Genomic DNA, 12455 nt, shown 5'->3' with positions numbered 1-12455 from the left:
ACGCTGGACCTGGGATCCCTGCGCTGGCTAAGCTCCAGAACTGCTGACATGATGGAATCACCACGCCCGCAACTGCACGCCAAGGAACGGGCGTTTCACCCTCGATCATTGATTTTTCAACCGACAGGACGACGTAACATGGCTGAGATCGTTGATATCCGCGCCCTCGAAGTGCTCGATTCCCGCGGCAACCCCACCGTTCAGGCTCAGGTCACCCTGAGTGGCGGTATTACCGGCAGCGCCTGCGCGCCCAGCGGTGCTTCCACCGGTTCGCGTGAAGCGCTGGAACTGCGTGACGGAGACAAGTCACGCTACCTCGGCAAGGGCGTGTTGAAGGCCGTCGATGCCGTCAACGGCAAGATTCGCGAGCGGCTGATGGGAATGGATGCCAGCGATCAGCGCGCCCTCGATGACGCCATGCTGGCCCTGGATGGCACCGACAACAAGGCCAGTCTTGGCGCCAATGCGATTCTCGCGGTGTCGCTGGCCGCGGCCAAGGCCGCGGCGACCGAGAAAGGCGTGCCGCTCTACGCTCACATCGCCGAGCTTTATGGCCAGCCGGGTCAGTACATCATGCCGGTGCCGATGATGAACATCATCAACGGCGGCGAGCATGCCGACAACAACGTCGATATTCAGGAATTCATGGTCCAGCCGGTCGGCGCACCGAACTTCCGTGAAGCGCTGCGCATGGGTGCCGAGATCTTCCACTCGCTGAAGAAAGTGCTGACGGCCAAGGGGCTGTCCACCTCGGTGGGCGACGAGGGCGGCTTCGCGCCGAACCTGGCGTCCAACGCCGAAGCGCTGGCGGTGATCAAGCAGGCGGTCAGTGATGCCGGCTACACGCTGGGCGACGACGTCACGCTGGCGCTCGACTGCGCTGCCAGTGAGTTCTTCAAGGATGGCGTCTACGATCTTGCTGGTGAAGGCAAGCAGTACGACGCCGCCGGCTTCACCGACTATCTGGCGGATCTCTGCGATCAGTATCCGATCGTCTCGATCGAAGATGCCATGGACGAGTCGGACTGGGACGGCTGGAAGGCACTGACCGAGAAACTGGGCGACAAGATTCAACTGGTCGGGGACGATCTGTTCGTCACCAACACCAGAATCCTCAAGCGCGGTATCGACGAGAAAATCGGCAACTCGATTCTGATCAAGTTCAACCAGATCGGTTCGCTCTCCGAGACGCTGGATGCGATCCGGATGGCGCAGGATGCCGGTTTCACCGCGGTCATCTCCCACCGCAGCGGCGAGACCGAAGACACCACCATCGCCGATCTCGCCGTGGGTACTGCCGCCGGTCAGATCAAGACCGGTTCGCTGTGCCGCTCCGATCGTGTCGCCAAGTACAACCGCCTGCTGGTGATCGAGCAGGAGCTGGGTGACAAGGCGAGCTACCCGGGGTTGAAGGCCATCAAGGGGCAGTAAGATCGCTGCAGATCGATAAACCAGGAAGGCCGCTCATCGAGCGGCCTTCCTGCGTTCTTCGGCAGCGAGCGTCCGATTTGCGTAATAGCAAATCAGCGTTCGAGCAGCTCGATCTTGTTGGGCTTGCCGTCCCACGCCTTGGCATCTTCCGGCGGATCCTTCTGCTCGGCAATGTTCGGCCACACTTCGGCGAGCTCGGCGTTGAGCTCGATGAACTGCTGCTGGCCTTCAGGCAGTTCGTCCTCGGAGAAAATCGCCTCCGCAGGGCACTCCGGTTCGCACAGCGCGCAGTCGATGCACTCGTCGGGATGGATGACGAGGAAGTTGGGACCCTCGTAGAAACAGTCCACCGGGCAGACTTCGACGCAGTCGGTGTATTTGCACTTGATGCAGTTCTCGGTGACGACGAACGTCATGGGTGTTCTCTCCTGATTGACGGCCCGGTCATGGCTTCTTTATCACGGCTTCTTTTATTACGGCTTCGTGCCACAGCCCATTGTCGCGTCCAGGTGGAAGAGGAAGACGTTCTCGAATCCACCGTTTCCACGGCGCCGCCGCACGCTACTCGAATGGCGCCATATTCTAGGCGGCGGGCACCGGCTCGGGCAAGCCGCTACCTGGAACATCGAGGAATGGCGTTATAGCTTCCGTGTGTCTCAACGCTGATCGCGCCAGGCATAGAGCAGGTCCAGCGCCGCCCGGGGCGTCAGCGAGTCGACGTCGAGCGATTCCAGCGCTTCCAGTACTGGATGCGGGACCGCGGCAAACATGTCTGCCTGCTGAGGCCTGGCGGGTTGAGCGCGTGCGTCATTCGCGACAGGCATGGCCGTGGGCTGCTCAAGACTGGCCAGCTTGTCGCGCGCTCGCGCGATCACGCTCTGCGGCACGCCGGCGAGCTGGGCGACCTGCAGGCCGTAGCTCTGGCTGGCAGGGCCCTCCTCGACACGGTGCATGAAGACGATACCGTCCTTGTGCTCGGCTGCCGTCAGGTGCACGTTGGCTACCGTTTCCTGCTGTTCGGCCAGCGCGGTCATCTCGAAATAGTGGGTGGCGAACAGCGTGAAGGCGCGCCGGTTAGCCAGGTGTTCGGCGCTGGCCCAGGCGAGTGACAGGCCATCGAAGGTGCTGGTGCCGCGGCCTATCTCGTCCATCAGCACCAGGCTCTCGGCGGTAGCGTTATGGAGAATGCTGGCGGTTTCGGTCATCTCCACCATGAAGGTGGAGCGCCCGCCGGCCAAATCGTCGCTGGAGCCGATACGCGTGAAGATACGATCCACCGGGCCGATTTCGGCACTGTCCGCCGGCACGAAGCTGCCGGTGTGCGAGAGCAGGGCGATCAATGCTGCCTGGCGCATGTAGGTAGACTTGCCGCCCATGTTGGGACCGGTGATCACCAGCATGCGGCGATCCTCGTCGAGCACGAGATCGTTGGGCACGAACGGATGCTGGCTGACATGCTCCACGACCGGGTGGCGGCCGCCGATGAGTTTGAATCCGGGGGTCTCCGACAGCTGCGGGCGCACGAATTCGAGATGTTGGGCACGCTCGGCGAAGGCACAGAGGACATCCAGCGCCGCTAGCGAGCGCCCGGTGGCCTGCAGCGCATCGAGATCGGCATTGAGTGTGTCGATCAGGCTTTCGTAAAGCAGTTTTTCTCGCGCCAGCGCGCGGGATTTGGCGGATAGCGCCTTGTCCTCGAACTCCTTGAGTTCGGGGATGATGAAGCGCTCGGCATTCTTCAGCGTCTGGCGGCGGATGTAGTCCGCCGGCACGTCCCGCGCCTGGGCGCGGGGAATTTCGATGTAGTAGCCATGAACCCGGTTATAGCCGACCTTGAGGCCAGCCAGGCCGGAGCGCTCGCGCTCGCGCACCTCGAGCTGGACCAGATACTCGCCGGCGTGCTCGGCCAGACCGCGATACTCGTCGAGCTCGGCGTCGAACCCTTCACGAATGACGCCACCCTCTCGAATCACCACCGGCGGATTGTCGATCATCGCTCGTGTCAGTGTCTCGGCCAGCTCGGGGTAGGGCCGGATGTGGCGAGCGAGATCGTTTAGTGCACTGTCGCCCTCGATCCGCTGCAGTTCGCTCTCTAGCGTCGGCAATACGTTGAGCGCATCACGCAGGCGGGCCAGATCGCGCGGGCGGGCGCTGCGCAGGGCCACGCGGGCGAGGATCCGCTCGACGTCACCGACCTCGCCGAGCGGTTCGCGGACCAGCAGATACCGGTCATCATCCAGCAGCAGCTGCACGGCTGCCTGGCGTCCGCCGATCTGGGTGCGGTCCCGTAGCGGCCGATTGAGCCAGCGCTTGAGCAGACGCGACCCCATTGGTGTCACGCTGGTGTCGAGCACGCTGGCCAAGGTGTTGTCGCTGCCGCCGCCGAGGTTGATGTCGATCTCGAGGTTGCGCCGACTGGCGGCATCGATCACCACGGCGTCGTCACGGTTCTCGACGCCCAGCGCCGTGACATGTGGCAGACGCGAGCGCTGGGTATCCCGGGCGTAATCGATCAGCACACCGGCCGCGATCAGCGCGGATTCGAGATGCGTGCAGCCGAAGCCTCTGAGATCGGCGACCTCGAACTGATCGCACAGCAGCCGGGTGGCGGTCGCCAGATCGAAGTGCCAGTCGTTCTGGCGGCGCAGGCCGGACCGCGAGGCCAGCGACGGTGACAGATCGAGACTCTCGGCCGCGAGCAGCTCCGCGGGTTGCAGACGATGGATCTCGGCCAGCATGTCGGCTTCTCCATCGACCTCGAGCAGGCTGAAACGACCGCTGGAGAGCTCGAGCCAGGCAATTCCCCAGCGCTCGCCGGCCTGGTGCAGCGCTACCAGCAGGTTGTCGCGGCCGGCATCCAGCAGTGCCTCGTCGTGCAGCGTGCCCGGCGTGACGATACGCACGACGCGACGTTCGACCGGGCCCTTGGATGTGCTCGGATCGCCGATCTGTTCGCAGATCGCCACCGATTCGCCGGATTTGACCAGCCGTGCCAGGTAGGACTCGGCGCTATGGTAGGGGATCCCGGCCATGGGAATGGGTTTGCCTCCCGACTGGCCGCGCGCCGTCAGCGTGATATCGAGCAGCCGCGATGCCCGCTTGGCGTCATCGAAGAACAGCTCGTAAAAATCACCCATGCGGTAGAACAGCAGGACATCCGGATGTTCACGCTTGATGTTGAGGTATTGCGCCATCATCGGCGTATGCTGAGTGTTCTTGCTGGAGGCCGCGTCCTGCATGGTTTCTCGGTAAGCTCCGTCGATTCTTGTGGCACAGATGGGGCATCGGGATGCCGGGGTCATACGATGAGGGGCAAGGTTACCACGCAGTGGCTGGGTCCAGCACGGCACGAGGCGACGGCCGCTCCGCCTTAGTGGGGATCATGCCTCAGGTCTAGTGATTTCAACCTGAGAGCCCGTCGATAACTCGTTACAGTGTTGACACTGGCACTCGAGGACTTCCCTATGGCCCGGTTGGTGCTAAACCACCTCAGCGACTCCACATATCGGCTATTGGCGATCGAAGCCAACAAACGCAACGTCAACTTGAGCGAGCTGGCCGTGGTGCTGCTGGAGATCGCCGTTGCCGAACTGGCGGCCCGTCGACCGGCGGCATTGCCGCCGGTGCTGAATCCCCGTGCCCCGGACTGAGCGTCTTCTCTGCCACTGGCGGTCAGCACATGCCGCCGTTCACCGCGATCACCTGTCGTGTGATATAGGCGGCATCCGCCGAGCAGAGAAAGCTCACGGTGCCGGCGACGTCCTCGGTTGTTCCGGTGCGCTGCATGGGGATCAGCTTGCGAATCTCATCGCGCGGTAGCTCGTCGGTCATGCGTGTCTCGATCCAGCCGGGCGCGACGCAGTTGACCGTGATCCGACGCTTGGCGAGTTCGACGGCCAGCGCCTTGCTGGCGCCGATGATTCCGGCCTTGGCTGCGCTGTAATTGACTTGACCGCGATTGCCCGTCAAACCGGACATCGAGGAGAGCGCCACGATACGTCCTGGCTTGCGGCGCTGGATCATCGGCATGACCAGTGGGTGCAGAACGTTGTAGAAGCCATCCAGATTGGTCCGCAGGACGCGATCCCAATCCTCGCCGTCCAGGGCCGGAAAAGGCTTGTCCGCGGTGATGCCGGCGTTGCAGATCACGCCGTAGTAACAACCGTGGGCGGCGATGTCCGCCTCCAGCACCGCCTTGACCGTGTCTCTCTCGGTGACGTCGAAGTGAACGAGGCGCACTCGGCGACCTTCGCTTTCCACTGCAGCCTTGACCGCGTCGATATCGTCGCCCGGGCGCCGGCAGTGCAGCACCAGGTCGTAGCCGTCCCAGGCCAGACGTTTGGCGATCGCTTCGCCGATGCCTCGATTGGCACCGGTAACCAGAACAGTCTCGGAATGTCGTTCTTCCATGGAGCCTCAAGCGTAGCGCTGCGAGTGATGAAACCGATGCCGTCAGACGCGGTTGGATATTGGCATCGAGTCGGGTCGATAGAGCGTCAGACTGCCGTGAGCCAAGGGCGCCTCGCTACCTGCGAGAGCCGTCGAAGCCTCGTTTTCGGCGACCTGCAGCTCACCGTTGATCTGGGTGACGCCGTTGTCGGCGACGAAGTCGATGGTCACGACGACGCGGATACGCTGGTCGAAGGCAAAGACGGGCTCGCGGGCGCGGTAGCGCCTGGCGCCCAGCAGCAGACCCGGGGGCGGCGGCTCCTGGGTCGCGGCAGCGCGAAAGCCGGCCCAGGCGGCGACGGTCTGCGCCAGCCACTCGATGCCGATCCAGGCCGGAATGCCATCGGCTTCGGCAAACAGATCGTCGCGCCGGGTGACGATCTCGGCCGTGGCGCCGTCCACGTGAGCGTCGATCAGCCGGTCCAGCAGGCACATGCCTCGGGCATGGGGGACCAGCGGCGCGATGGGTCCGGGCAATGGCATCGCGCCGGGCGGTGAAACCGTGTCGGGGGCAATCACAGGAATAACGTTCCGTTCTCGTATTCGTGGCTCAATCTATTCGGATGCGTCACTCGGTTCGGCTCAGCAGCAGGCTGGCGTTGTTGCCGCCAAATGCAAAGCTGTTGCTCAACGCATGGCGCAACCGACGCGCCGGTGCCGCGCTGGTGGTTGCCAGCGGCAGCGACGCGATCTCGGGGTCGTGCTCACCGTCGAAGACATGCCTTGGCAGCCGCCCCTGATCGAGCGCCAGCCAGCAGAACGCCGCTTCCAGCGCGCCGGCCGCGCCCAGGGTATGGCCGGTCAGCGCCTTGGTCGAGCTGCAGCCGGGCGGCGTGGCGAAGAGCGTCGCCACGGCTGCCGCTTCCATGCTGTCGTTGAGCCGCGTGCCGGTACCGTGAAGGTTGAGATAGTCGATCTCCGCCGGATCGCGTCCGGCCATTGCCAGCGCCTGGCGCATGGCATCGGCCGCGCCGCTGCCGTCAGGCCGGGGCGCCGAAATATGATGGGCATCGACGCTTTCACCGACCCCTGCCAGTTGAATGCCGCCGGTTTCTCGCGTGATGACGAACAGCGCCGCCGCCTCGCCGAGGTTGATGCCGTCGCGATGCCGGGAGAAAGGCAGGCAAGGTTTGTCGCTGACGGCTTCCAGGCTGATGAACCCGTTGACCGTCAGGCGACACAGGCTGTCCGCGCCACCGGCGATCACCGCGTCACACTGGCCGCTTTTGAGCAGTCGTCTGGCGCTGGCCAACGCTCTGGCACTGGAGCTGCAGGCGGTGGACAGAGCGTAGCAGGGGCCGGCAATACCCAGACGCTCGGCGACGAAGCGTGCCGGCGCCCCCAGTTCCTGACGCGCGTAGGCGAACGTCTCGGGCAGCGCTCCTTCCCGGCCGCTGACGGCCAGCGCCTGCTCGGTTTCGCCGATCCCCGACGTGCTGGTGCCGATGACCACGCCGATCCGATCCCGCGCGACGTGTTTCAGCAACGGCTCGATTTCCGACTCGAGCCGTTTCAGTGCCAGTGCCAGCAGGCGATTGTTTCGGCTGCGATGATCCTTCGGCCACTGGCTGTCGTCGGGTAGTTCGCCGGTGACGCGTCCCAGCGGTAGCGGATGGCCTGGTGTAAAGGCATCGCTGCTCGTCAGGCCGCGCTCACCGTCGAAAAGCGCCTGACCGATCGTCTCCAGATCGTCGCCCAGCGAGCAGACGACGCCGGGTCGGGACAGGCGGCAAGCGAAAGCGGCACTCATGGCTCGGCATTCTCCTGTTCTTCGTTGTCCTGTTCGTCGCTCTGCTGCTCGTTGTTCTGCTTCTCGTTGGCGTCTTGCATGGGAGCGATCGTCAGTTGGTAGTTGCCCTGCCGATCATCCAGCACCAGCGTGGTGGGGTGATCGCGGTCCGGCACCGGCGTGATGCGCGCGGCGAGTTTGCCGCGGTAGCGGATGTCGCGACTCGCGGCGCTGTCGACGACCTGCCAGGCGCTACCGGAAAAGGACTGCCGCAGGGCGTCCAGTGGCCACAGGCTCCATTCCAGACGCGACGCCAGCCACGCTGGGGGTATCGGCAGAGGCGATTCTCCCGGCGCATCCCCGGCTTCGAAGCGTGCGCCATCGGCATCTCGAATCAGTGTCGTCAGCCGTTGGCCATAAGGCGTGATCAGCACGGCGCGCAGCTGCTCCGGCGTGATTCGGATGAATGCGATCAGCGTGCGGGCGTCGCCATCCTCGGGCTGAAACGTCAGCTGACTCTTCAAGGTATCGGACGTCGTCGCCGCGGCCAGCGTCGGCGACGGCGAGGCCGGTGGCGTCAGGCTGCAGGCGGCCAGCATCAGTGCCAGCCAGGGCATCAGACAGCACGCCAGCAGGCGGGGAGACAACTGGCGCATCACGATCGGCTCTCCGCGGGCAGGTCGGTATCGGGGTCGTCGGTTCCGGAATGGTTCGATGCGGCTGTCCGCATCTCGCAGATCGCCGCCAGGGTGTCGATATGGCGGCGCGAGGCACTGGCAAACGGATTGCTTCGGTCCCATGCGTACCCTGCCAGGATCGCGCTGATGCGGGCCTTGATGTCGCTCGGCGCATCGGCATGAAAGATGATCGTCTGCAGGCGACCGTCGTACCAGGCATCGACAAAGGCACGGAACGTCTCGACACCTTCGCGCAGCGGAGCCTCGAACTCGGCGTGCCAGTCGGTGTCTCCCCCCGCCAATTGCCGTTCCACCAACGGTGCGGCGAGGCTGGCCGAGCGCAGGGCGATGGTGACACCGGAGGAGAATACGGGATCCAGAAACTCCCCGGCGTTGCCCAGCAGCGCATAGCCGGGGCCATGCAGCTGCGTCACATCGGCGGAATAACCGCATAGCTCGCCCACCGGCCGGGTCGGGCGGGCCCCATTGAGAAGCTGGCGGAAGCGGGGTTCGGCATCGATCAGCGCTTGCCATCGCGCTGCCGGAGTGGCGCCATGGGCATGGATGCGATCGGTTTGGCCGACCATGCCCACCGAGGCGCGCTGATTTCGAAACGGAATCAGCCAATACCAGATGCCGGGATCTTCAGGATGGACACCAATCAGAATCTTTTCGCGATCGTGGCCTGGTTCCACCGGGCAGGCTTCGACATGGGTGAATAGCGCCGTGCGAGGGTCCTGGCGCGCATCGCGCTCGAGATTCTCGAGTCGGGCCAGGACACGCCCATAGCCGCTGGCGTCGAGCACGAAGCGGGCCGTCAGCGTACGGACATCGCCGGATTCATCGACGAGATCGACCTGCGGACAGCGCTCGTCGGGGCGAAAGGCGGTGACGGTAACGCCGAATTCGACCTTCGCGCCCTGGTCGCGGGCACCTTCGATCAGCCGCTGATCGAAGTCGGCGCGTTCGACCTGGAAAGTCGTGCCCCAGCCGGGCGTATATTTCTCGCGGAAATCGATTGCCGTCTCTTCACCGTTGCGGGTGAATGCGGCGCCATTCTTGGGCTGGTAGTCGGCGGCCATGACAGCGTCCAGCAGGCAGGCCTCCTCGAGATGGATCATGCACTGCGGCAGCAGACTCTCGCCGATGGAAAAGCGTGGAAAATGGCTGCGCTCGACCACCAGTACGTCCCGCCCGGCCGCCGTCAGACGAGCGGCAGCCGTCGCACCGGCCGGCCCGGCGCCGATGACGATGACATCGTGGTCGACTTCACTCATGTTCGATCTCCTGTCGTTGCGTCCGGTTGGGATCGACTGGTCTTACCCAGGGAACCAGCATCCATACGCTGGCCAGACCGATCAGGCAGGTCAGACCCAGATAGTGCAGCGCGGGCGTGGCGCTGAAGGCGAGCATGCCGAACGCCAGCAGGCTGGTGAGCGTCGACAGCGTGATCGCGAGCCAGGCCGACGGCTTCCTGGCGTGCTCCACGTTGAAGATACCGGCATCCAGTCCGATCCCCAATACCAGCAGCAGCCCCAGTTGGTTGAAAATGTTGAGCGGGACGCCAGCGAGGGCAAACGAGGCCAGCACGATCAGGGTGGCGCCGAAGGGTGGCACGATGACGCGCCAGGCGTGGCGGCGGTAGCGCCCTATCAGTGCCAGTGTCATCAGTGTCATCGCCGCCAGAACCCATACCGCGGTATGGCGGCGCAACTCGCCGAGCAGGGCGCCGATCCGTTCGACGCGATCGACATATTCGACGCCGGCCTGCGCGCCGGCCAGGTCGCGCAGGACCTTGTCGGGTGCGGCGCCCCGGGCACCGGAGATGACCACCGTCGCCGCGACACCGCCTTCCGGCGTCCGGCCCAACCATAGCCGCTGCTGAAGCTTTCCCAATGGTGTGCCGAGCCAGTCATCGAGAGTCAAGGGCGGCGACTTCCCGAGCTGGGCTCTGGCTTTCCGGGCGACTTCGGCCGGCAGCCCGGCGCGTTGGACGAGGTCATCCAGCGGCGCGCCATAGAGCTTGCCCACCCTTGCCAGATTGGCCTGCTGCTCGGCCATCGTCGGTACCGAGCCGGCCAGCGACTGGTACTCGATCTGGAGTCCGTCGGCGATGGCCCGGTCGAGCTCGGCATCCAGTGCGTCGAGCCGGGCCAGCAGCGCCTGGGTGTTCTCGGCCTGAACCAGAAAATAGCGGCTACCGGTATCGCGGTCGAGCAGCTGTTGTACGCGCTGCTCGTCCTGCATCAGCGCCGCTGGCGAAGGATTGAGCAGTTCCAGGCTGTCGTCGCTGGTCAGGCGCACGGCGCAGACGATCACCAGCGCGATCGCGCCGATCAAGGCGAGCCACGGCGGTAGCTGCCAGCGTGGCTGACACAGACGCCACCATCGGGTGGCCAGGCGGTCGGTAAACGGGCTGGCGTGCAGCGTGAAGCGAGGCAGCCACAGCACCACGGTGAGCCAGGCTCCGATCAGTCCGAACGCGGCGAACGCGGCCATCTGGCGTAATCCCGGCATCGGCGTCAGTGCCTGGGCCACGTAAGCGATGACGCTCGAGATCAGCCCCAGGACGAGGCTCGGCAGCAGCCGGCGCAGGCGAAATCCCCGGCCCGCGATGGCGCGATCGCACTGCAGGTGCAGCACGTAGTCGATGGCAATGCCGATCAGGCTGGCACCGAAGGCCAGCGTCAGCAGGTGGAGCCGGCCGAACAGCCCCAGGGTCAGGGTCAACGCGAACAGCGATCCGGCCAGCAGCGGGACCATCAGTTGCAGCAACACTCGGGGCGAGCGGAACACGAACGCGATGATCAACAGCACCCCGAGCAGAGACGCGGCGCCGATGGTCGACATCTCGTGTTTGGCCTGACGGGCGCCGGCGGCGGCGTGAAAGACCAGACCGGAGCGCAGCAGTTCGGCCTCGGGATGCTGCTGCTGAAACTGCGCAAGCGTGCTGTGCAGGGCATTCTGCATCGGTAGATCGTAGGGGGAACCCTTGAGCTCGCCGATCAGCACGCTCCACTGCCGGCCATCGGGCTGATCGCCGGTATCCAGTGTCAACAGGCCATCGGCGGCGCCAATCGGGCTCTGTGGCAGCCGCGAAAGCCAGACATCCAGCAGGCCGAAAGGGTCGGCGACGGGATCCGGACGGGCCGTCGGCGAGAACAGTCGGCGCAGCGCCGGCTCGACCAGGGTGCGGCCATCGCCGTCATCGAGGGTCTGCTGCCATTGCGGCGTCAGCAGCCGATAGCGCCACGGCCCCATCCAGCCGTGCGGATCGGCGTCGGCCAGATCCAGCTCGCGCCAGTCGATCGCGGCAAGCTGGCCTTCGTCGACCAGCGTCTGCAGCGATTTCCCCAGTGCCTGGGTCGTCGCGACGCGATCGTCGTCACCGAGCAGCAGCAGAAAGCGATTCTCGAAACCGCGCCCCAGTTCGCGATCCGCCCTTTCGACCAGCGGCGCCTGCCGATCGGCGGGCAGCAGGGCGGTCAGATCGGTATCCGCGGGCAGTCCCTGACGTAGCATCCAGCCCAGCCAGAGGGTGCAGAGTGTCAGTACCGCGAACCAGAGCCAGCCCAGGCGGTGATAGTTGGCGCGGGTCATGCGCCGTTCAGCGGGTGCTGGTCGAACAGACGAACCTTGAGCCGGTCACCATCGGGCGTGCGCATGTCGAGATGATCGATGGTGCGGTCCCCCTGAAGGGTGATTCCGGCGATGCGCTCACGCAGTGCCGCCTCTTTTGGCCTCAGCGCGACCTGCCAGGCGTCCTGATCGCCGGACAGTTGCAGCGTGAAGCGGGATTCCAGCGCCTGCCAGTCGCCTTCCAGCAGTTGCAGAAACAGCTGGGCGACCTGTTCGCCGCCCGGCGGCGCAGTCTCGCCGCTGCCATCGGTGATGGCCTGGGGCGTCAGTTCGATGCGCTCCTGAACCGGCGTTTTCAGCTCCCAGACGACGCGCTTGCCGCGCTCGAAGACGAAGGTGCCGGTACTGGTCAACGAGCTGTCGAGATCCGCCAGTTCGCGCTGCTGTTCGAAGCGGCCCGCCACCGACGGCGTAGCGGCGAGCTGACGTTGCAGATCGTCCAGATCGAAAGCCTGGGCGCTTATTGGCACCAGCACCAGCACCAGGAGCGTAATCAACCATCGACGAAGCGGCATGTTCGAATCCTTCGG

The 12455-nt window shown here is 64.8% G+C and carries 11 protein-coding genes; 2 read left to right on the top strand and 9 right to left on the bottom strand.

The genetic code is table 11. The annotated features are described in order from the left end of the window. Nucleotides 1-138: 138 nt before the first annotated feature. Nucleotides 139-1431: a phosphopyruvate hydratase gene (gene eno, locus BTW07_RS00125; protein ID WP_075568123.1), complete on the top strand. Its 1293-nt coding sequence runs from the start codon at nucleotides 139-141 to the stop codon at nucleotides 1429-1431. 92 nt (nucleotides 1432-1523) lie between these two features. Here the strand turns inward: eno and fdxA are convergent, their stop codons facing one another. Both fdxA and mutS read right to left on the bottom strand, forming a co-directional pair. Beyond that, a complete protein-coding gene (gene fdxA / locus BTW07_RS00120; RefSeq protein ID WP_075561136.1) occupies nucleotides 1524-1847 on the bottom strand; it encodes a ferredoxin FdxA in 324 nt (107 codons plus the stop codon). Nucleotides 1848-2087: 240 nt separating this feature from the next. Then, nucleotides 2088-4670 carry a DNA mismatch repair protein MutS gene (mutS, locus tag BTW07_RS00115; RefSeq protein WP_075568122.1) on the bottom strand — a complete coding sequence of 861 codons (2583 nt, stop codon included), beginning with the start codon at nucleotides 4668-4670 and terminating at the stop codon, nucleotides 2088-2090. Nucleotides 4671-4895: 225 nt separating this feature from the next. Between mutS and BTW07_RS00110 the strand changes: the two genes are divergently transcribed. Next, nucleotides 4896-5081 carry a hypothetical protein gene (locus tag BTW07_RS00110; RefSeq protein ID WP_075568121.1) on the top strand — a complete coding sequence of 62 codons (186 nt, stop codon included), beginning with the start codon at nucleotides 4896-4898 and terminating at the stop codon, nucleotides 5079-5081. Nucleotides 5082-5103: 22 nt separating this feature from the next. Here BTW07_RS00110 and fabG read toward each other — a convergent pair whose 3' ends face one another. The 7 genes from fabG to BTW07_RS00075 are packed head-to-tail and all read right to left on the bottom strand — an operon-like array spanning nucleotide 5104 to nucleotide 12440. Next, nucleotides 5104-5841, bottom strand: a complete 738-nt coding sequence (gene fabG / locus BTW07_RS00105; protein WP_075568120.1) for a 3-oxoacyl-ACP reductase FabG — start codon at nucleotides 5839-5841, stop codon at nucleotides 5104-5106. A gap of 42 nt (nucleotides 5842-5883) precedes the next feature. Beyond that, a complete protein-coding gene (locus BTW07_RS00100; RefSeq protein ID WP_208605352.1) occupies nucleotides 5884-6399 on the bottom strand; it encodes a hotdog family protein in 516 nt (171 codons plus the stop codon). 49 nt (nucleotides 6400-6448) lie between these two features. Further along, complete coding sequence (locus tag BTW07_RS00095; RefSeq protein ID WP_075568119.1) at nucleotides 6449-7630, bottom strand: beta-ketoacyl-ACP synthase; 1182 nt, start codon at nucleotides 7628-7630, stop codon at nucleotides 6449-6451. Continuing rightward, nucleotides 7627-8265 (bottom strand): DUF3261 domain-containing protein, encoded by a 639-nt coding sequence (locus tag BTW07_RS00090; RefSeq protein WP_075568118.1) that lies wholly within the window; start codon nucleotides 8263-8265, stop codon nucleotides 7627-7629. Before BTW07_RS00090 ends, BTW07_RS00095 begins: the two co-directional genes overlap by 4 nt. Continuing rightward, nucleotides 8265-9563, bottom strand: coding sequence for an NAD(P)/FAD-dependent oxidoreductase (locus tag BTW07_RS00085; RefSeq protein WP_075568117.1), 1299 nt, complete (start codon nucleotides 9561-9563; stop codon nucleotides 8265-8267). Before BTW07_RS00085 ends, BTW07_RS00090 begins: the two co-directional genes overlap by 1 nt. Continuing rightward, complete coding sequence (locus BTW07_RS00080; RefSeq protein ID WP_075568116.1) at nucleotides 9556-11886, bottom strand: MMPL family transporter; 2331 nt, start codon at nucleotides 11884-11886, stop codon at nucleotides 9556-9558. The genes BTW07_RS00085 and BTW07_RS00080 overlap by 8 nt, the downstream gene beginning before the upstream one ends. After that, nucleotides 11883-12440 (bottom strand): outer membrane lipoprotein carrier protein LolA, encoded by a 558-nt coding sequence (locus tag BTW07_RS00075; protein ID WP_075568115.1) that lies wholly within the window; start codon nucleotides 12438-12440, stop codon nucleotides 11883-11885. Before BTW07_RS00075 ends, BTW07_RS00080 begins: the two co-directional genes overlap by 4 nt. Nucleotides 12441-12455 lie beyond the last annotated feature (15 nt).

It is taken from the genome of Salinicola socius (assembly GCF_001937195.1).
Classification (GTDB): Bacteria; Pseudomonadota; Gammaproteobacteria; order Pseudomonadales; family Halomonadaceae; genus Salinicola; species Salinicola socius.
The sequence above is the reverse complement of the archived record's forward strand: the minus strand, read 5'-3'. Positions and strand labels throughout refer to the sequence as shown.